Annotated in this window: 16 protein-coding genes; 10 read left to right on the top strand and 6 right to left on the bottom strand. The window is 57.1% G+C overall.

Annotated features, from left to right (window positions below):
* Positions 1-54: 54 nt before the first annotated feature.
* Positions 55-1,329, bottom strand: coding sequence for a cytochrome P450 (locus tag NOR51B_RS05875; RefSeq protein WP_009019431.1), 1,275 nt, complete (start codon positions 1,327-1,329; stop codon positions 55-57).
* 80 nt (positions 1,330-1,409) lie between these two features.
* On the opposite strand from NOR51B_RS05875, the gene NOR51B_RS05870 reads away from it, so the two are divergent.
* On the top strand, positions 1,410-1,919 hold the full coding sequence (locus NOR51B_RS05870; protein WP_009020190.1) for a nuclear transport factor 2 family protein: 510 nt from the start codon (positions 1,410-1,412) through the stop codon (positions 1,917-1,919).
* A 306-nt stretch (positions 1,920-2,225) separates the two neighbouring features.
* Here NOR51B_RS05870 and NOR51B_RS05865 read toward each other — a convergent pair whose 3' ends face one another.
* The gene (locus NOR51B_RS05865) at positions 2,226-3,143 is read right to left on the bottom strand and encodes a hypothetical protein (protein WP_009020436.1); all 918 of its coding nucleotides are present in this window, start codon (positions 3,141-3,143) and stop codon (positions 2,226-2,228) included.
* 513 nt (positions 3,144-3,656) lie between these two features.
* On the opposite strand from NOR51B_RS05865, the gene NOR51B_RS05860 reads away from it, so the two are divergent.
* Both NOR51B_RS05860 and NOR51B_RS05855 read left to right on the top strand, forming a co-directional pair.
* Positions 3,657-4,304 carry a glutathione S-transferase family protein gene (locus tag NOR51B_RS05860; protein WP_009021030.1) on the top strand — a complete coding sequence of 216 codons (648 nt, stop codon included), beginning with the start codon at positions 3,657-3,659 and terminating at the stop codon, positions 4,302-4,304.
* Positions 4,305-4,838: 534 nt separating this feature from the next.
* Positions 4,839-7,088 carry a TonB-dependent receptor gene (locus tag NOR51B_RS05855; RefSeq protein WP_009020016.1) on the top strand — a complete coding sequence of 750 codons (2,250 nt, stop codon included), beginning with the start codon at positions 4,839-4,841 and terminating at the stop codon, positions 7,086-7,088.
* 257 nt (positions 7,089-7,345) lie between these two features.
* Here the strand turns inward: NOR51B_RS05855 and NOR51B_RS05850 are convergent, their stop codons facing one another.
* Both NOR51B_RS05850 and NOR51B_RS05845 read right to left on the bottom strand, forming a co-directional pair.
* A complete protein-coding gene (locus NOR51B_RS05850) occupies positions 7,346-7,882 on the bottom strand; it encodes a GlcG/HbpS family heme-binding protein (protein ID WP_195891471.1) in 537 nt (178 codons plus the stop codon).
* Positions 7,883-7,914: 32 nt separating this feature from the next.
* Complete coding sequence (locus NOR51B_RS05845; protein WP_040481853.1) at positions 7,915-8,667, bottom strand: SDR family NAD(P)-dependent oxidoreductase; 753 nt, start codon at positions 8,665-8,667, stop codon at positions 7,915-7,917.
* A 271-nt stretch (positions 8,668-8,938) separates the two neighbouring features.
* Between NOR51B_RS05845 and NOR51B_RS05840 the strand changes: the two genes are divergently transcribed.
* The 7 genes from NOR51B_RS05840 (at position 8,939) to NOR51B_RS14890 (ending at position 14,913) form a co-directional block, all read left to right on the top strand.
* A complete protein-coding gene (locus NOR51B_RS05840) occupies positions 8,939-9,256 on the top strand; it encodes a putative quinol monooxygenase (RefSeq protein ID WP_040481852.1) in 318 nt (105 codons plus the stop codon).
* A 23-nt stretch (positions 9,257-9,279) separates the two neighbouring features.
* Complete coding sequence (locus NOR51B_RS05835) at positions 9,280-10,077, top strand: SDR family NAD(P)-dependent oxidoreductase (protein WP_009019071.1); 798 nt, start codon at positions 9,280-9,282, stop codon at positions 10,075-10,077.
* Positions 10,077-10,868 (top strand): SDR family NAD(P)-dependent oxidoreductase, encoded by a 792-nt coding sequence (locus NOR51B_RS05830; RefSeq protein WP_009019160.1) that lies wholly within the window; start codon positions 10,077-10,079, stop codon positions 10,866-10,868. The genes NOR51B_RS05835 and NOR51B_RS05830 overlap by 1 nt, the downstream gene beginning before the upstream one ends.
* A 353-nt stretch (positions 10,869-11,221) precedes the next feature.
* Positions 11,222-12,160 carry a Kelch repeat-containing protein gene (locus NOR51B_RS05825; RefSeq protein WP_009021172.1) on the top strand — a complete coding sequence of 313 codons (939 nt, stop codon included), beginning with the start codon at positions 11,222-11,224 and terminating at the stop codon, positions 12,158-12,160.
* 353 nt (positions 12,161-12,513) lie between these two features.
* On the top strand, positions 12,514-12,963 hold the full coding sequence (locus NOR51B_RS05820) for a hypothetical protein (RefSeq protein WP_154647612.1): 450 nt from the start codon (positions 12,514-12,516) through the stop codon (positions 12,961-12,963).
* Between the two features lie 400 nt (positions 12,964-13,363).
* Positions 13,364-13,945, top strand: a complete 582-nt coding sequence (locus tag NOR51B_RS05815) for a hypothetical protein (protein ID WP_040481850.1) — start codon at positions 13,364-13,366, stop codon at positions 13,943-13,945.
* A 74-nt stretch (positions 13,946-14,019) separates the two neighbouring features.
* Complete coding sequence (locus NOR51B_RS14890; RefSeq protein ID WP_009019649.1) at positions 14,020-14,913, top strand: sterol desaturase family protein; 894 nt, start codon at positions 14,020-14,022, stop codon at positions 14,911-14,913.
* Between the two features lie 120 nt (positions 14,914-15,033).
* Here the strand turns inward: NOR51B_RS14890 and NOR51B_RS05805 are convergent, their stop codons facing one another.
* Complete coding sequence (locus NOR51B_RS05805) at positions 15,034-16,347, bottom strand: DUF1302 family protein (protein ID WP_009019219.1); 1,314 nt, start codon at positions 16,345-16,347, stop codon at positions 15,034-15,036.
* Positions 16,344-19,589, bottom strand: a complete 3,246-nt coding sequence (locus tag NOR51B_RS05800) for an outer membrane lipoprotein-sorting protein (RefSeq protein ID WP_009021378.1) — start codon at positions 19,587-19,589, stop codon at positions 16,344-16,346. Before NOR51B_RS05800 ends, NOR51B_RS05805 begins: the two co-directional genes overlap by 4 nt.
* Positions 19,590-19,844 lie beyond the last annotated feature (255 nt).

Raw genomic sequence — 19,844 nt, 5'->3', positions numbered from 1 at the left:
TTTCGAACTTTAGACAGAGACTCATGAAAATTATTCACGCGTTTTCCCGGGTGATTAGTCTCTACAGCTCTGGGCAGGACGAAACTCGATATGCAGTTCCTTGAGCGCGCGCAGCAGGTAATGGGGGTGATAGCGGAACTCATTCTTGCCCTCGGCGAACCAGAGGTCGTCCACTCGATCGAGTAGCGCCGTGAACGACCAAAGCAACTCGCGTCTCGCCAACGGTGCACCCAGGCAGTGGTGTTTACCCGAACCGAATGCCATATGGCCGCCTGCATTCTTGCGCTCCAAATCAATTTCCGTGGCCTTGTCGAAACGGCGTTCGTCGCGATTGGCAGCCGCGTAGCGAACATTGATCAGACTGCCTTTGGGAATCAGCGTGCCGCCAATCTCCACATCCTTGGCCGCCGCGCGCATCAGGCTCTGCACCGGCGACTCGAGGCGCAACACCTCCTCTATAAACGTCTTCAGATAGCGATCCGGATCCGATTTCAGTTGATCCCAGATATTCTTGTTCTCGATGAGCAACTTAACCCCGGAAGCAATCGCATTGGTCGTGGTCTCGGCGCCCCCGACAAACGTATCGGCCATCATCTCGGCATGGAGCTCGTTGTCGTTCATCGGCCGGCCCCATTCCTCGATGACTGTATTGACCAGAATGCTCAACAGCGAGTCCTCGGGTTTGCGCCGCAATTGCTCAAAAATAGGCTGGAAATAATGTTGCGCCTCGATCTCCCGGCGGACGGTATCGAGTTCCTCGTCGGGGCTTTGCATCATGCTGATACGTTCGAAGAACGCTTCGGTCCAGCCTTTGATGCGCCACAGATCCGCGGGGTCGGCACCCATCTGCTGGCCAATAATAAATAGGGGCAGGGGTATGGCAAACTGCTGGACCCACTCGCAGTGGCCATCCTCTATAAAGTCATCGATCAGCCGGTAGGCCAGCGCCTCTACCTCACTATCCATCGCCTTTATTTTGCCGGGCCTGAACGCCTCATTGAATACGGAACGCATGGCCTTGTGGTCAGGGTCGTCCCGCGCGGCCAGTGTCGGTGCCGGTAGCCACCCCTCTTTTTCAAATAAATCGTTAACCATCTGCTGGCGATCACTAAGCACGGGCTGCTTACCGTAAAGCGTGGTGCGATTGGTGAAATTATCGTGATCGGTGAGAACCCGGCGTACGTCCTCATACCGCGTGATGATATACATGCCGGTCTCGGGGCACTGATAGACTGGGGCTTCATCCCGCAGTGCTTTGTAGGCATCGTACGGACATTGCTGGGTTTCAAGGTTGAACAGGTCTACATCGGGTTGCTTAGAATTACTCATATCCGCCCTTATTGTCTTTAGATTGAGACGCAGTCACCACTGTGTGATATTCGAATCTTTAAAGTCAAGGAAGAAAGCTGATGGAACGGGAACTACAGGAACTGCTCGATAAAAAGGCCTGCGAAGAAGTGTTGATGCGTTATGCCCGAACCCTCGACTGGCTGGACCGCGAAGGACAGGCAAGCTGCTTCTGGCCGGACGCCGACATCGACTACGGATTTTATTCCGGAGACGGTACGGGCTGGGTGGAAACGGTCATGGAAGTCGAGCTCGCCGCACCCCGCCGCTGGCATATGTCCGGCGGTGCATTGATTCGTATTGAAGGCGCGAAGGCACAGAGTGAGTGTTATGGATTCACAGTGAGCATGTCCACGGATGACGATGGCAACAGCGTTGACAGCCTTTTTGGTGGCCGCTACCTGGATGAGCTGGAGAAACGCGGCGGGCAATGGCGTATTTCCAAACGCCGGTACATTCTCGATTTCAGCTACCAGTTGCCCAATGGTCTGGAAGATCTGGTGAAGAGCGGCTTTAGCCTGCACACACTGCAAATTCAGCAACCGGGGCATCCGGACTATCGGGAACTTTGACCGGTGTGGCTTTGTACGCCAGCGCCGACGTTATTGCCTCAAGCCACGCGGTGTTATCGGTTGTTCCCTCTTGATCGGGGCGAGGATTAGTTCTCGGAGTCGCGGCGTTCAGTCAATATCGGGGTTGCGCGGGTAAGCGGAGGCTTGGCCGCCCGGACCCCAGTGTAGTGGCCATTTTTTAAGCGTTATTACTTTTTCAGCGGTAATTCGCGCAGCGAGTCGAGCCGCCATCGCTCACCGCAGCACCGCCCGGTTATTCTCCCGGCGACACCGAACACCTCGCGCCAAACCCATTGCAATCGGGCTTTACTTGCCAAACAGCGTGCCCAGCGCCTTATCGATCACACTGTCAGTAGCTTTGTCGGTCTCCTCATCGACCGTTTCATCTACCTGATCTTCCACCCGGTCTTTTTGCCGCTCGGTCTTGGCACCGAGAACACCCATCACACTGGAAAACAGGCCTCCCTTTTCTTCTTCTTCGGGTTCGGTGGAGCTCTCACCCTCGCTATCCGCAGCTTCTGTGGTCGATAACTTGCCGAGAAGACCGGACAAACCGCTCATATCGGTGGGTTCCGCCGGCAATTCGAATCGGTCAGCGGGTACCGTTTCTCCGCTGATGGTGCTCACGCGCATGTCGTCCCCAAAGCGAAGCACGCCGGCGTCCATCGCCGTCAGCCGCTGCATAAAGTCGTCGCTTTTCTCCCGAGACGCCTCGGGGGCGATTGAGGTCGCGAAGGCCATCATTTGACCCATGGCCTGGGTGTATTCCTGAACACGCGGGTCCGATGAGAGCACCAGGGTTTCCAGGCGCTCCTCGCCGTCTTCATCCCTGAAGCGCGCTTCGTACACATCGCCACGAATACCGGCAACGGTCTCCTTCTTTCCCGTGTCTTCGAACGACAACAGCTCGCCAGCGAGATCGCTATTCCAGTCAGTCGGCAGCATCCCGGAATTACCCAGCTGTTTCATCATGGCACCCGCGTCCATCACCATCATGCCATCGCCGGTATCGACAACCGAATACATGTTGCCGTCGCGCACCACCATATATGCGTCGGTACTTTCGGCGCTGTTGATACGCAGCATGGTCTCGTTGTATTCGAGCGTCGTTTCACCGCCGTCGGAGGACTCGATCGTGGCGATACCGGCAACCGTCACGGTGGCAAACAGCGAGCTGGCAACCAGCGGGCCAAAAATCGATGTTACTACTGAACGCTTCTTCATTTTTCTCGCTCCTTTTACTGCGCGCTAAAGACGTTGTTCTCAAGAGTAACGTAGACCAGTTTTTACACAGATTCCAGTCGCTGCCGCGCGCCTCCATCCGGCGATGCAGCGCCCCACTGAGTGCCACTCTACGGGAGTATCAACAAGCGTCGGCGATCTACCCCCCGCTTTCGCTGCATTTCAGCCCAATGAGTGAAGGATGCACCGCTCCGATACCGCGTACCGGATCGGCCCACAGGCGGTGGGTATAATAAGAATGGAACCAGCCCATACCGAAGCTAATCGACTGCCAGTGACTATGTTGTGCGACAGCGGGCCTGATGACCTATTGCTCATGGGCTCGTAGCGGTCAAGTGGGGTTTCGGAGAGATGCGGTAGAGGCACACTGGTACACGCCGGGTTTCTTTGGTAGAAACCTTGGCACTCTGAACACTGAATTTGAATACTTTTGATTCGGATACAAAACGTCAGTTCCCTTGGCAGCAACCTATTTTCAACGGAAAGGAACTTCTTATGATTACGATTCACCACCTGGGCGTATCACAATCCGATCGCATCGTATGGCTTATGGAGGAGTTGGGGCTTCCCTACGCGCTGAAATGGTACGACCGCGGCGAAGATATGCTGGCACCCCCGGAGTATCGGGCCCTGCATCCCAGTGGCACTGCTCCGATCATCACCGACGGTGACCTGGTCATGGCGGAGTCGACGGCGATTGTCGAGTACATTTCCCAGCGCCACGGCGACGGTAAATTGTCCGTAAGCGTCGAATCCCCCGACTATCCCCACTACCTCTACTGGATGCAGTTCAACAACAATCTGCAAACCAGCGTGTTCACCAAAATGGCCTATGAGTCCGCCGGTGGCACAGAGCCGGGGCCCGATAATGTAATCATGACCACCATGTCACGGCGAGGGGAAGGGCTCTACCGGGCGCTGGAGCAACGCCTTGGCGAGTCGGACTATCTCGGCGGTCCGGAATTCAGTTGTGCGGACATTATGTCTATTTTCAACCTGACCTCACTGACCACGCTGGTCGGCGCCCGCACGATTGATGACAGCATGCCCAATACCCAAGCCTACATAGGGCGGGTCACCTCCAGACCCGCCTATCAAAAAGCGATGTCGATTGCCGGCCCGGAGGCCTCTCGCCCCGACTAGGTCTCCGAACGGGATAACGTACACCACGCCCTCGCCTATCAGCACTGAGCCGTGCCTCCTCCGATCGCCGGGGTATATCACGCGCCCCCCGAACGAAGTTGACACAGGCAAGGTGAGGTCGCGGCTATTTTTGGGTTGCCGCGGGCTGAATACCTGCCACCCCGCAATAACGAGGTTTCACGATTTTTGAGCAACCCGGCTATTTGAAGGGGTTGTGGATAAGCCACGCCGCAACACATTGCCGTGAAAAAACAAGCTAAATGGTTTGACTGGTTAATAACAATTGCTGTATTGCTAAGCGGTAGATAGTCCAATAACAAAAAAAGGGCTCATCGCGTATGTCAAACCATCAGGACCATTCTAAGGTCCGCCATGGCGTGTTAGGGGCCATCGGCACCGCATATTCTGGCTGCCTCGCTTCGAAAGTAGCGCCGGGGATACTCGCTAATTATCAGCATGATCAGAAACAGCATCTTCACCAGACGCTGAATGCTGAGCAATCAATAAAAAAGGTTACCTAAGGGAGTACTGATTATGCATTCCAAAATTGCTCGCCCGCTCGCTCGATCGTTGGTTACAGCAAGCCTGACGTTGGCGGTGTCGGCCGCGAACGCCCAACTTGAGGAGGTCGTTGTCACGGCGCAGAAGCGTACCGAAAGTTTGCAGCAAGTGCCCATCTCGGTGACCGCAATCAGCGGTGAGCGCATAGCGGACTTTCAGATCGGTGATCTGACCGCATTGAGCGGTTCAGCGCCGAACGTTCAAATCACCCATTTTGCGAATACGCCGCACGGTGCCGTATTCAATATTCGAGGCATGGGCGTGATCGAGCCCGATCCGTATGCCGGGCAAACCGTCACCACCGTGGTCGATGGTGTGCCACTGGTTTTCAATATGCTTTCCTTGCTCGATCTTTACGATATCGAGCGCATTGAAGTCCACCGCGGACCGCAGGGCACGCTGTTCGGTGCCAACACCACCGGCGGGGTGATCAACGTGGTGACCCGTCAGCCGACGGGGGAACTGGGTGGCGATCTCAAGGTAAACGTCGGCGACTATAACCAGCGCGATATCATGGGTTCGATCAACTTCCCGATCACCGAAAACCTGTCTGGCAAGATCACGGCGGCGAATTACCAGCGCGACGGCTTCGTCACGAACGTCGTCAACGGCGACAGTATGGGTGACAAAGACGTGACTATTGTGCGCGGTTATCTGCGCTATGACGACGGCGAGACCCTTGATGCGACCTTTATCGCCGAGGCGACCCGTTCACGCAATGGTGCGCCGATAGTGGTCAATGGCTCCTATCCGGGTGAGATCACCTACGTGCCCGAGGGGACGGTCGGGCCCGATGGTGGCGTGATGTATGAGAGCGTGTGTAAGCCGGGCGGAAAGTGCAGAGCACCTAACAGCTACAAGTCGGCAAACAACTCGGTACGGGATGTGTCTGACCAGGATGTGGAAAGCTACGGGCTGACCATTAACAAAGATCTGGGCTGGGGGAAATTGACGTCCATCACCGGCTACAAAAACTTCGAGCTCTACGAGGAGACCGATCAGGATGGCACGGTGCTGTTCATCGATGACACACAACGACCGTCCGAAGGCGAGCAGTTCTCGCAGGAATTGCGCGCAACGATTCCGATTGGTGACAGCACCGAGATCATAACGGGGGTGTTCTACCAGGAAAACGAGTGGGATCATATCCAGAACTTCCGTATCCCGTTCGCCGGGCCGCTGAACCAGGTGACCACCATGGATTGGGAAAACTGGTCCGTGTCAGCGTTCGCACACGCCTTTATCGATATCTCTGATCGAATGCGGCTACAAGTGGGTGGCCGTTTCGCGCATGAAGAGACCGACGCAGACGTCGACGTAACCACGTTTTTTCACCCCGGTGGAGAAGCGCTGTTTTCAGGTGGTGTGCCGGTCGGGAATATTGCGGCAGCCGATGAGGAGCAATGGGACAACTGGGCTGCCAAGATCGGAATCGACTACGACCTCAACGACGATATGATGCTGTATGCGTTCGCATCGCGTGGCTTCAAGTCGGGCGGCTTCACTGGCCGTCTGGGTGTACCTGAGGATATCGGTCCGTATGACGAGGAAACGGTACAGACCGTGGAAGTCGGTATCAAAAGCGAGTGGTTCAATAACAGGGTGCGGGTCAATGCATCCAGCTTCTTCAACGCTTACGACGACCTGCAGTTGGCATTGATCTACTTCTGTACCGATGAACAGACCGGTGCCACGATCAACTGCAATTCGATCATCAACGCGGCCGAAGCCGAAACCTGGGGTCTCGAACTCGAGGTGGAAGCGGTTCCAACCGACGGATTGCTTCTGACGGCGAACCTCGGTTACCTGAATGCCGAATACACAGACTTCCCGTTCCTGAATCCGGTGACCGGTACGGTCGAAGATCTGAGTGGCGAAGACCTGCAGAACTCACCGGATATGACAGCGTCGCTTGGTCTTCGTTACGAGTTCTCCCTGTTCTCGGGCACCAGCTCTTTCGGTGCGAACTATCGGTACACCGATACCAAGTACCTCGGCAACCTGACCAATTCGGTACGCTCGGAAATCCAGTCAATGAAGTATATTGATGCAAACCTGACCTGGACGCCGGCTTCCGAAAACTGGCGAATCAATATCTGGGGCACCAACCTTGCCGATGAGCGGTACATCGACACGGCCTTTGAAGGTGTTGGGTTCATTGGCTTGATGAGCTTCGCGGCGCCGCGTCAGTACGGGGCATCGTTCGAGTACTTTTGGAACTGATCAGTTTTGCAAACCGGCCAGCAGCGCCCACGATACACGCGGGTGCGCCGGCCAGCTGACGCCTCAAGGCCAAGATGAAATCCGGCCATCTCAGTTAACACTCAGGTCTGCGCAGATCGGACCACTATCAGGCACGCCTACCAGCGTGCAAATTCGATTGCCGGCCCAGAGGCCAAAGGCCGTTTATCCTGCTTAAAGCAATAAAAGAGAAAGTATCGTGTGCTTAAACCCGAACGGTAGGGGCAACACCGGCGCGCTTATTTCAGCAGGCTTTTGACGGCGTCAATAGCGGCACGGCTGCAGGCCTCGTCTTCTGTCGAAGAAGCACCAGAGACGCCAATGCCACCTATATGCTCACCGTTCTCAGTGCTGATCGGCAGGCCGCCTTGTGCGACCGTCAGCCCCGGCATATTGGCAATACCCATGGGTCGTTCATGGTTCTCATAATCCAGGTCGCCCAATGCACCGGTGGCAAGACCTGTGATTGCGGCTGTTCGGGCTTTTGCCATGGCAAAAGCCGACACGGCTTGCATGGCATTGTCCTGAATAACGAACAGGATCGGATTTCCGGCTCGGTCGTACACGGCCATTGCCAGGGGTGCGAGTGCGTGTTCCTGCGCATAGTCTTCGCAACCCCTGATCATCAGTCGGGCAGTCGCGAGGCTGACAGACTTTTGTGTTATTAACGACGAAGCACTACTCGCCCCCGCCCCCAGAGTCGCGACGGTCAGCGCAACGATTCCGATTTGAGCGCCTATGCGATGACCTATGCGATGACCTATGCGATGAAACACAGCGTTAACCCCCAGAGCACCAATGGCTCTCTCTACTGCGCGGTAAATCCGCCGTCGACACTGAGTACCGCGCCCTGACACAGACTGGAATCGGCAGACGCAAAAAACAGGATCGAACCGGCCACTTCGTCGGCGGTACCCATGCGACCGATGGGCATGACACCTTTGAGCATGGTCTGGGCGGCCTCTTTATCGGGCATGCGATCGGTCCAGCGCTCCATCATGCCGGTCTCAATGACCCCGGGGCAGACACAGTTAATGCGTACCCCGGTGGTGGCCAGTTCTATTGCCATGTCCCGGGTGAACACCACCAGCCCCCCTTTTGCACTGCCGTACGCCGTCGACAGCGGAAAGCCCACCAGGCCATTCAGTGAAGAAATATTGATAACGCTACCGGACCCCGCTTTCACCATGGGCGGTACAAAATGCTTGCACATCAACCACGGACCCTTCAGGTCGGTGTTCAGCACATGGTCCCATTCGTCTTCGGTGGTTTCGTCGTAGGGACGGTTCAACTCGCTGCCCGCATTATTGACCAGCACGTCCACCTTGCCCCATCGGGCATAGGCGGCCTCCGCCGCCGCCTTGACCTCCGCCTCGCTCTTTACATCGCAACGAAACGTCGTCACGGCATCGCCAAGTTCCGCGGCCAGGGCGTCGGCCGCCTCCATGTTGATATCGGTAATCAACACCTCGGCACCCTCAGCGACGAAGCGTCGCGCAGTGGCAGCACCGATGCCGCTCGATCCACCGGTAATCACGCAATTCTGGCCTTGTAGTCGCATGGGGCACTCCTCTTGTTTTGACGGCATCGTAGCACCCGGGATCTGCAAACAACCAGAGCAATCGACTCTACATTGCCGGGGCCCGCAGGAAGTCACCGTCCACATCGGAGGTGCGCGGAGAATCGTTTGATCTTTACCGGCTGTTGTACGATGGTTCATGAAGCGGACGCGATTCATAAACAGCCCGCGGCCTCCCGTGCCGGGGCCTGCTATGTCAGGGCCCGAAATACTGGTGAAATGTTTAGGAAAAGCGACAAAAGGTAAAATAAAAATGATCACACTCATTATGCGGGTGCGCATAAAAGCCGACCAGGTGGACGTTTTCACCGGTCTTGTTACGCAGTTGGCAACGGATGTCTACGCCAACGAGCCCGACTGCCTGGCCTTCGAAGTGCGCCAGTCACAGGAGGACCCCACGCTGTTCGTATTTTATGAATGCTTTCGTAATCAGGAGGCCCACAGCGCACACCCCGACATGCCTTACCACAAGGCGATGTCTGAGGCCGGCTGGGATTGCGTCGATGGCGAGCCGCAGATCGAGTATCTGACGCCCCTGGCTGGCGCCCCCGCGGCATTCCGGGGTGCCTGACGTGAGCACCAGTGGAGTAGGTCATGAATAACAACGGCAGGCTTGCGGGAAAGACCGTTTTTATCACCGGCGCCGCCAGCGGTATCGGCCGTGCGGCCGTGGTCAAATGCCTGGAGGCCGGCGCGAACGTTTTTGCCACCGATGTGTCTGATGCCATCGATCAGCTGGCCGATACGCTTGAATCAGTAGATACAAACGTCCTCGCCAGCAGACGGCTCGACGTGCGCGATGCCGCCGCCTGCGAGGAGGCCATGACGGACGCCATTCGGCAGTTCGGTGAAGTCGATGTTGCCGTGCTCGCAGCGGGAATTGGCTATTCGCGGCCGTTCGAGGCGATGGATGCCGAATCCTGGCACGAGCTCTACGCCGTGAATGTCGATGGCGTTTTTCACTGTTGCCAGGCCGCTATCGCCATCATGAAAAGCGGGGCAACGGAACGCACCTGGGATTCGGCCGCTTCGATCATCATCATTTCCTCGATCGCGGGCCAGGTCGCAGAACCTGCGGCAAGCGCTTATGCGAGCACCAAAGGCGCCGTGCGCAGCCTGTCAAAGTCCCTCGCGAAGTATTGCGCGGGCCACGACTATAAAATCCGGGTGAACTCGGTGCATCCCGGCGTCATCGATACGCCGCTGCTGTGGGCGGACCTCGAAGCAACCGGTGCGGCGCAGGAGGCTTACGAATCGGTCTGCGCCGCACAGCCGACCGGGCGTATCGGTCGACCCGAAGATGTGGCTAATGGCATTGTGTATCTGGCTTCCGATGAAGCGGCCTTCGTCAACGGTGCCGAGCTGGTGATTGATGGAGGTAGTACCGCCTGATGGACCCATCAAACGATAGCGCCTTATTTGCCGGGCGAACGGTTCTGGTCACGGGCGGTGCTTCGGGTATCGGCCAGGCAACGGCACACGCGTTCGCGAACCGTGGCGCCCGCGTCGGCATCATTGATACCGCAGATACCGGCGACATCGACGAGGAAGTGTCGCGACTGAAAGCCCACGGCATCGATGCGGCGGGCACCCGTGCTGACATCGCCAATGCGCAGCAGGTAGCACACGCGATAGCGTTGCTTTCAGAAGCCCTTGGCCCCATCGATACCCTGGTCAATAACGCCGGTATCTGGGAACCCAATCCGGTACCCGAAAGCCCGCTTCAGCTTTTCGACCAACATATCGACGTCAATGTGAAAGGGACCTTTCATGTCACCCAGGCCTGTCTGCCGGCGATGCTGGAACGCGGTCGCGGTGTCATCGTCAATGTATCGTCGGTGAGTGGCATCGCGGGCCGCGCCGGGGACAGCGCTTACTCCACCTCGAAAGCCGCGGTGGGCATGCTGACAAGAACGCTGGCGGCGGAGCTTGGTCCAAAGGGCATACGCATCAACTGCATAGCACCGGGCGCGGTCGCCACGCCGCTCACCGCAGGTCTGCGCACCCCCGAGGGCGAATCCGCCATCGCCGCGTTAATGGCAACCCACCCAAGCCCCAATGGCCGGTTTTTTATCGACCCCGAAGACATGGCCGATATCATCCTTTTTCTCTGCAGCGACGCGTCGAAGGCGATTCACGGTGCGGTGATCCCGGCGGATGAAGGGCTGACGGCGGTGATGTAACGCGCCTTGATCCCGGCTACCGACCGATGGAGATAACTCCAGACTCTCACTCGCTGTAATGCTTACCTCGGTACCTGCTCTACATTGCGAAGTCCAGCGGCATCCGAAACGCTGCGCGGATAATCGAGTGCGCGCGAAGGGCAGGCATTCCACGCGCGTCGTTGCGCAGCCACCGAGTCAGAAACGAGAAGACCGCAAGCTCTCGGATATACTTCCCTCGACATCCAAGGGGAAAGGACATCCAAGTATTGATTAACCGACGCCAATTTTCCATGGCCGCCCTCACCGGTAGTTTTTTAGCAGGAAACAGAATCAGCCAAGCTGCAGCGGGCAAGTGGCGTCGCGGGGCCTCGATGCCCTATCGAACCCAGGAAATCTATCCCGCCCGGCTGGGTACAAAAATCTACGTTGTGGGGGGGCTGTCCCCGGACTTTATGGATCATCGTCTGGGCCTATCGGACCAAACCCTTGTTTATGACATTGCCCGCAACACCTGGCAGACGGGACCGGGTTTCCCCGAGCCCAGCCATCACGTCAATTGTATTGGCTACGGGGGGAAGCTCTATGCAGCGGGCGGGTTCACCCTGAGCAATAGTGGACGCTGGAAAATGCGCCAATCACTGCATGTTTACGATCCCGCCTTTCCCAGAAGCGGCTGGCGTCAACTGACTTCAATGCCACTGCCACAGGCGGAATCGGTTTTGTTTGCCAGCGATGGCCTCCTGCACCTCATCTCCGGGCGAACGCCCAGTAGCCCCGGGAACGACCAGTGGCAGGATCACACCGATACGGACAGACACCAGATCTACAATGTCAGCGGCAACAACTGGATGCTGGGGCCAAACTGTCCGACGCCGCGAAATTCTGCGGCAGGTGCCACAGTAGACGGCAACCATTATCTGATTGGCGGGCGAACCGTCAGCGGCGGCAATGTCGCCGATGTGACGGTATTGTCTGGCACGGGAAGTTCGCCCGGAGCGAGCGACCAAGCCTGGCGCTGGGAATCCCTGCCCTCGATGCCGCAGGCCCAGGGCGGCCTCGCCGCAGCGGCCCTGAATTCGAAGATTTACGTGTTCGGCGGCGAGTACGCAAGCTTCTTCGGCAATGGTGTGTTTTCTGACACCTGGTGTTTTGACCCGAGCAGGCAAAGTTGGCAGCCGGCTTCTCCGATGCCAACCCCTCGACATGGGTTAGGCGCCATTGCCTATGACAACGAAATTTTCCTGCTCGGTGGAGCCCGTGAAGCTGGTGCCGAATCAACAAGCGATGTTGTCACCCTATTTGAACCCTGAGTTAACCGTTACGAGTTTGAATCCGGATGCCTTTCTCGATTGCGATCGTGCGCCCGCGGCCCAGATCTGGAATTCGCCATCACGGGTAATGGGCGGCGAAACCTGATGCCGACGCGAGAATCCCCGGACCGGCGTCACGCTAAACAGCGACCGTTTTTGCTTTCAAAATATGATTTTTGCAGGTAACTTAAGTTTCCGAATCCGTTTTTAGTTCTAGGGGGAGACTGAACATGATCCGTAAGTCACTCTTACAACGAGCCAGCGCGTTCCTTGTCCTGGCGCTGAGTTCCGCGCTCGCGCATGCCACACTGAATCCTCCGGTCAGTGGCTCGGTGACTTTTGGCTCCAATGCTGTGACCGCGATGGCAGTGCCGGTTCCTTCGATGTCGCCGATCATTTTGAGCGCGCTCGGTTTTTTTCTGGTCGTTGTCGCGCTACGTTCGCTGCGCCAAAGCACCGCCGCAAGGCGGATTCTCGGTCTCTCTGTATTAGGCATTGGCTCCGCCATTACCGCGCTCGGTATTGAAAGGAGCATTGCCGGAAATGTCCCGATTCTTACTCCGACTGACTGTCCACCCGGGGGTGATATCGTGGTTCAGATTCCAAATATTGCCGGTTCAAATGTTGTTTCCAATCAATGCCCTATCGATTTATTCCTCAAATCGTACCAGTTCGATTGCGATGCCATTTCCCCCAGAGGCGGGTTCCTGGATGACAGCGCAGCACCTCCTGAGACCACGCCTTTTCCTGCGGGCGCAGATCTTCAAATTGGGCGTTGTTTGGAAAATCTAAATCCGGCCTAACCGTCATTATCATCGCGGCTACTCCGTGAGTGTCGGCGTTCGCCATGCATCGACCATCGTCTCCCTTCGTACTAGAGCAGGTAGCGTTTTGTCTTACGGCTTTAGCGTGAAGCACCGTTTTGGCGACACTTAGCATGTTGGTACCCTAATCGGCACCACCAAATACGGTCGAGATCTGGATTGAGCGGGCGCCGTTTACGCGCCACATAGGCTCGAACAGGAACAGTTTTGCCTCTCAATTTCCAACAAGATTTTGCTGAGTCTAGCCAGTCATCAGGCGCTTGATTTTTAGATCTGGCTTTTGTTTACTGTCAATAGCCGTATTTTTAGTGCGTTCTAAGTCACTATTATTCACGACAAATGGAAGAGCCGCGATTTACGAAAAGTTTGGGAGCGCATAATGAATAACATAACCTTTTCACGACTTTGCCGCGCGGCTCTGCCGGCGCCCGCGTTTATCGGTTCAAGTTTCGCCGCTGCCCAGGGAACGGGAACGACCGTCCCCTACGTCACGGTCGGGCCAGTTTCTGCAGCCTCTGCAGTGCCTGTGCCCACGATGTCCTCGGGTGTGCTTATCGCCCTGGGAATTGTTCTCGCCGTAGTTGCCATTAGGGTCCTTAAGCACTCAGCCATCAACCAACGAATCGCAGGTGCTGTCGTTTTGGGTGGTGGGCTATTAGCGGTCGGACTCGGCGTTCAGGACACATTGGCCACCGGCACATTTCTGAATGTATCTGGCAACAGTTGCAGCTCGACGTCCACAATCAATGTCATGTCCTCGACAATTCTTGAAGAGGGCAATTCGATTGAAAATCAGTGTTCCATTGATATTGAAATCAAGTCTTACGATTTCACATGTACGCCACCCTCCGTTTTCGTGGATGATGGCGCTCCAGTCGGTACGATAATCGCAGCGGGGGCTACTGCGGGTGGCCGGGGCCCTCAAGGTGGTACCGCATACTGTGACTCCGGTATTATCTGACCATCTTCACCTTAACTTGCCAACCAGCGCCCAGGGCATTTCCGTTGGCTACTGAGCTTTCTGGTCTCCCCTAAATGGAACAGGACATCGTTATTCAGTCTTCCGCCGAGGTCGTGCTCACAGCGACCCTGGTGATTTTTGCTGTCGCGATGCTGCTCGAGGGTTTTATTCCCGCGCGCAAACCAGCCGGGAGCATGCTCTGGCGCTGGTCCAATAATTTCTCACTCGGGCTTGTCAGCTGGTACACCTCTGCGGTGGTCAGCACGCTTTTTGTAGTCTGGCTCGCCAGTTGGACCCAGGTCGCCAACATTGGTCTGCTGTCGAAGATTGACGCGGGGCCGGTGGTTGGCTTTTTTGCCCTGCTCACCGCCACACAATTTCTCAGCTACTGGGTGCACCGGGCGTTTCACCGCTGGGCATGGTTATGGCCACTACATGTGATCCATCACTCGGATACCGAAGTCGATGCGTCGACGACCTACCGGCATCACCCCCTCGAACCGCTGATCAGCCTGCCGCTGGCCGCGCCGATCGTGCTCGCACTGGGCGTCAGCCCGGAATCGGCGCTTGCCTATCGTCTGTTCGATGTCGGCATTCAGGTATTCAGCCACAGCAATCTTCGCCTACCGATGCCCATGGAACGCGTCCTGCGCCGGTTTATCCTGACGCCCGACTTCCACCGCGTACATCATTGCGCCGAGTCGCACTACACCAACAGTAATTACGGCAGCCTGGTGCCCTGGTTCGATTACCTCTTTGGTACCGCCAAGCATCGGAATGTCGAAGACCATAAAGACATGACGCTGGGGTTGGAATATCTGCGAGAAACCCGGGATCAGCGGCTCGACAAACTGATCTTCGCGCCACTGAGAGTGCCCGGTCTGATTCGCAGTACCGCAGCATCGGCGACCAACAACACGCCAATGGACGATGCGGATGCACTCGCGGCTAAAGTGCCGAGCCACTGATTATTGTGGGCGGGGCATTCGCTCGTTTTCGTAAGCCCTGACTTACCCCAATAATTTATAAAGACCGGACCCTCCGAACACTTCGGTGTTTGCGCTTTACTCGCCGCGTGTGAGTTCCGATCAAAAGTAGTGGGTAACGCCCAAAACCACCCGGTCCCGATCTTCAAACTGGCCAAATAGCCCGTCTTGCGTACCGGAGAAATGTTCCGCGGACAGATAAACCGCGGTCTCGTCGCTGACATCATAAGACGCCCGAAGCACCAGGGCGTCATCGTTATCGGTGAACGAGTGATACCAGCGCAGCTCGGTCGCAACGGTGTCATACGCAAAGCGCCGCCGCAGGAACAGTGTTATCAGCTGGTCTTCATCGGGCCGTACAAGTTCGGCGGGAGCACCAGCGACTCGATCGAGCACAAACTGCACGTTGGCGAACACATTCAGCGGCAGATCAATATCCGCACCCAGCCCGAGCGTGGTTTGATCCGCGGCAACCACACCAAGACCATTGCCGTCGCTTACGTTAAACCGCCGATCGGGCTGATGCGACAGTTCACCGCGTATCGCCAGGGCGCCCACCGAGGTCTCGGCGCTAACGCCCACGACCTCGCGGCGTCGATAGAACTGCTCAACCACGGCCGCCCCCTCATCGACGATCAGTTGGCCGAGGGGTTCATGATCGAGCCCGGAATAAAGCTGGATACTCCAGTCGATACCCGCGCTAAAGCGTGACACTCGAGCGGCCAGAGCGCTGTCTTCGAGCCAGTGGTCATTACCATCAATCGCGGCGGGCAGCCCGGCACTGCCTGCAGGCGCACCAAAACGGAAGCGTGGCGCGGTCAACTCGAACCAGGCGCCGTCCTCGGGAATGTCGTGCCCGGTTGGATCGGGAATCCAGGCCAGCTCGGCCCGCCACGATCCCAGCGACACGTCAAGATACGCGCTCCACAGGCTGATTCGCGACTCGTCGAGATCATCAAGAATAAATTCCCGATAGGTCTGCGGATTCAATACATCCAGCACTTTGATTCCGTCGAGCCGCCCCCACACGATCTGCTGCTTTCCGAGGCGTATCAACCCGGCGTCCAGCAGTTGCTCGTAATACACATCGCGCAATTCGAGCGTCCCGGCGTCTCCCAGTGTGATCGGCGCTGAAGCTGCCGAATAGCGATCAAAGTCCGGCGCGCCCGGCTCGAGTTCATCGCGGGCGTCGAGGCGCAAGCGAAACGACGCCGTTATCGATCTCAAGTCACTGAGCGCCAGACCCCATTTTGGCGTCGCCTCAAACTGCGCCTGCATGAGGTCACCCCGCGCGGGGTCAATACCCACGCTGAGATCCACAGGAACCTCGATCAGCCTCGCGGTTTCACCGTGTGCGGTCGCAGTAATCAGTGCAGTGGCGACAAGCGCCACGAATCCATGCAGCTTACGATTCACGGCAATAGCGACGATGGCAGACCGCGACTCAGGGTTTGTGGATTAAACAGGGAGCCTGGCAGGGATTCGCCGAAAGCGACGTCCTGATAGAGAAATCGAGTCTTGTGATCGGTCTGATGGTTGGTCACCTCGATATCAGTCGCGCACCAGATCCCGTCAAAAACTGCGGCATCGTGAACCCGCACGGTTTTTAGCAGCTCACCCTTCGGATCAGAGAATTCAACCCGATGAAAAAGCCAGGAGTCAGCGTTCACTTCAGCGGTGAACCCGCCATAGCCCAGCTCCCGGGCAATGGCATCGGTCCTGGTTTTTCCGGAAAGCTGATAGGTCAGCGTACCCCCTTCTGACACGCTGCTGCCATCGAGGGCAAAGTCGTAATCCGCGAGCGAGAGCTTGAACTCGGACTGGATATCTTCGTAGGTAAAATCGGTACCGAGAAAATAGTCACCGCGATCTGAGGCGGGAATTCGCCGCACCTTTCGCGTCGCGGGGAGATACAGCCAGCGGTTGTCCGAGGCCGTGGCCGCGTCAAAATCCTCGCTGAGAAAAGTCACTTCCGCAACCGATTTGGGCGCCAGATAGGTAAACCGCGTACTGCGCGCGCTGTCGGTCCGCGTCTTCAGTACCAGTGCCTGTCGCTCGCGGGTTTTACCGCGTCGATCAGTGACCACAATATCGAGCAGCCGGCGTGAGGATGTGCCCTCCTCCCTGTCCGCCACGCGCTGGGCGACGGCCGCTCCCGTTTCGAGCACCGGCGGTTCGGGCAATGAAGAAACCGCATCAGCGGCATACACCTTATCGGTGATGACCGTGCTGATCAAAACCAGCAACATGATGACGGCGGTGATGGCGGCGGCCCGCGGTACCGGCCTGAAGGCACTTTGACTATAGGCTCGGCCGGCGGCGAACAGTGCGGGAACCATGACCAGAGCCAATACATAGCTGCACGCCGATGCGAGGGTGACCAAACCCCCGAATCGCTGCAACGTCGGTAACTCGCTGGTCATCAGCACGGCAAACCCCACCGCGAGGGCTGCCGAATTGTAGTAACAGGCGCGGGCCGTCAGCGGTAAAGCGTGATCTACGGCAAGATAAATGTCTTCATCGTGCAACTTCAGCGACTCTCTTAATTTGTCGATCAGGTGGATCGCAAAATCGATGCCCACACCAATGGCAATGGCGGCGAACATGGATGTCGCCGGTTCGAGGTAAATACCGCGCTGTGCCATAACCGCATAGAGCAGCAGCACCGTGAAACTCACGGGCACCACCGCGACAATGCCGGTACTCACCGAGCGAAACACCAAAATAGAGGTAATCAGGACCAGTATCAGGGAAACAATCACACCGCCAAAATGCGAGCGCTTCAGGCTGTTCATCCAGTGGTAACTGACATTGACGTCGCCGGTCAGCATGGCGGTCATACCGGGCTCAACGAACCGGGTATCGAGGTACTTCTGGAGCGCGGCAACGGTTTCCCGGTTCTGGCTGAAGTGATGTTCATTGAGCACACCGCGAATCATTGCCATCCGGTATTCGGTATCAATCTCCTCCTCGAAATCGGTGGGATCCCCCGACGATTCGTAGACCAGAAGATACTGGGCGATCGCATCATCGGAGTCGGGTAGGACGCGATCAGCCACGGCCGATGGTGGCAGTTCCTCGAGAGCGGCATGTAGCTGGGTGAGATAATCCGTAATCCCCACCGTTTTTTGCACGTGGGGCAGACCCTCAAAATACTGCTGCAAGGCGACTATTTTCTGCATGCGCCGGGCATCGAGGAGGCCCTCCACAGTATCGGTTTCGATAATGACATCGAGAAAGGCACTGCCGGCGAAGGTCGAATTGATTAATTCATCAGCAACACGAATCGGCTCGTCGGGGGCGAAATTATCAACCTGGGCGCGATCAATCCGCAGTTGCGAGGCACCCACCGAGACCAGGACCACTGCCGCGCAAAAAAGAATCAGTACCTTGCCGTAGTGTCGTGCCGACGCCGAGCCAATATGCGCCAGGGCCTTACCCAGCCCGCTCGGTCGATTTTGCCGCCAGGATCGAAACGCGGGACTCGGTTTGGGGTCCAGCAGAAACAGGACATTGGGCAGGGCAAAAATCGACAAGGCCCAGGCCAACGCCACACCGAGGGCGGCAAACCAACCGAACATAACAATCGGCGGCATGATCGACATCAGCGCAATACCCGAAAAACCCGCCATTGTCGTGACTGTTGTCAGCGTAATGGGCCGCCACATATCTGCCATTGCCCCGATCACAAGATCACGGGTATTTCCCTCGGGGTGCTGTGATCGGCGCTGATAAAACGCGGTCAATATATGAATCGAGTCGGCCACCGATATGGCAACCAGCACCACGGGCAAGGCATTGGTAATCGCGTAATAGGGCGTTCCTGTCCAGGCCATGATGCCCATAGCCCCACCGGCGGCTCCAGCGACCACCAACAGCGGCCCGGGCATCGCCGATTTGCGGCGGAACGCGAGGTAGATGAAGAGCAGCACCAGGGCAAAGACCAACGGCTGCATCTTGCGCGCGTCCCGGTCGATGTAGGTACTCAAAAAGCCGCTTACCGCACCCGGTCCGGCAACGTGAATATCAATGTCGTCGGAAGCGTATTTATTGGCGAGCGCCAATGCCATCTCATAGCTTTTGCTGGCGAGTTCCTCCTTGGCCAGTTCCGCCATGATGACCGCCGCCTGGCCATCGATGGTGGCCAGTCCGTCCTGGTGGGCCAGCATGGCATCAAAACGTCGCCGGCTGTCGACCGCAAAAGCGTCATCGATTGGCCCTCCCGGAATATAAGGGTCAATCTCAACAAAGCCGGCGGCGCCACTGATGGAAGACTCCGTCGCCAGGCTCGCCACCCGCTCTGATCGCACGTTGGGCATACCCTGAAGTTCAGCAGTGAGCTCCCGGATAACGACCATGACCTCGGGGTCAAATACAGAGCCGCCGTCTCTAACCACCACGGCGATGGCCAGGGAGTCGGAAAGACCGAAGACCTCCTCGGCCACAGCATCGGAGACCAGCGAGGGGTGGTCGGGTGGAATAAACGCTTTGACCGAGGTGTCTTTAACGATCTGCGACAGACCCGCAGCGGCCAGCACAACGAGTATCAGCGTGAGCGCGATGGTGCGCCGTGGGTATTGGGTAATGGCAATGAAAAATTCCTGCACCCGTTCTTGCGCGTTTGTTGCCATCAATTCTCCGGTAATTTCCGGTCCCATTACGGCGACCCCTGGTTACTGCGTACCACAACCCACACTGGGATTCAGTTTCGGCGCGGCCAAAACCAGTTCGCGAATGGCCGGTCAAACAAAGCAACGCGTCGACGGGAAATATCGCAACGGGTCAGCGCATGGCATAGGGTGCCTTCAACGCTTGGGCCAGAACAAAGCAGTAGGTATTTCAGCGTGTTTTATCACCGGCCCCAGGCAACTGCAAGCCAGCATGACAGGGGCTATTTTGCGACCCGACACGCT

Origin of the sequence: Luminiphilus syltensis NOR5-1B (genome assembly GCF_000158175.1) — a bacterium.
In the GTDB taxonomy this organism is placed as follows: Bacteria; Pseudomonadota; Gammaproteobacteria; order Pseudomonadales; family Halieaceae; genus Luminiphilus; species Luminiphilus syltensis.
The sequence above is the reverse complement of the archived record's forward strand: the minus strand, read 5'-3'. Positions and strand labels throughout refer to the sequence as shown.

What these genes read in the sequence shown, in the direction of transcription:
- NOR51B_RS05875 (WP_009019431.1), bottom strand. Translation starts at nt 1,329, where the DNA reads ATGAGTAATTCTAAGCAACCCGATGTAGACCTGTTCAACCTTGAAACC.
- NOR51B_RS05870 (WP_009020190.1), top strand. Translation starts at nt 1,410, where the DNA reads ATGGAACGGGAACTACAGGAACTGCTCGATAAAAAGGCCTGCGAAGAA.
- NOR51B_RS05825 (WP_009021172.1), top strand. Translation starts at nt 11,222, where the DNA reads ATGCCCTATCGAACCCAGGAAATCTATCCCGCCCGGCTGGGTACAAAA.
- NOR51B_RS05855 (WP_009020016.1), top strand. Translation starts at nt 4,839, where the DNA reads ATGCATTCCAAAATTGCTCGCCCGCTCGCTCGATCGTTGGTTACAGCA.
- NOR51B_RS05865 (WP_009020436.1), bottom strand. Translation starts at nt 3,143, where the DNA reads ATGAAGAAGCGTTCAGTAGTAACATCGATTTTTGGCCCGCTGGTTGCC.
- NOR51B_RS05800 (WP_009021378.1), bottom strand. Translation starts at nt 19,589, where the DNA reads ATGGGACCGGAAATTACCGGAGAATTGATGGCAACAAACGCGCAAGAA.
- NOR51B_RS05835 (WP_009019071.1), top strand. Translation starts at nt 9,280, where the DNA reads ATGAATAACAACGGCAGGCTTGCGGGAAAGACCGTTTTTATCACCGGC.
- NOR51B_RS05815 (WP_040481850.1), top strand. Translation starts at nt 13,364, where the DNA reads ATGAATAACATAACCTTTTCACGACTTTGCCGCGCGGCTCTGCCGGCG.
- NOR51B_RS14890 (WP_009019649.1), top strand. Translation starts at nt 14,020, where the DNA reads ATGGAACAGGACATCGTTATTCAGTCTTCCGCCGAGGTCGTGCTCACA.
- NOR51B_RS05845 (WP_040481853.1), bottom strand. Translation starts at nt 8,667, where the DNA reads ATGCGACTACAAGGCCAGAATTGCGTGATTACCGGTGGATCGAGCGGC.
- NOR51B_RS05830 (WP_009019160.1), top strand. Translation starts at nt 10,077, where the DNA reads ATGGACCCATCAAACGATAGCGCCTTATTTGCCGGGCGAACGGTTCTG.
- NOR51B_RS05840 (WP_040481852.1), top strand. Translation starts at nt 8,939, where the DNA reads ATGATCACACTCATTATGCGGGTGCGCATAAAAGCCGACCAGGTGGAC.
- NOR51B_RS05860 (WP_009021030.1), top strand. Translation starts at nt 3,657, where the DNA reads ATGATTACGATTCACCACCTGGGCGTATCACAATCCGATCGCATCGTA.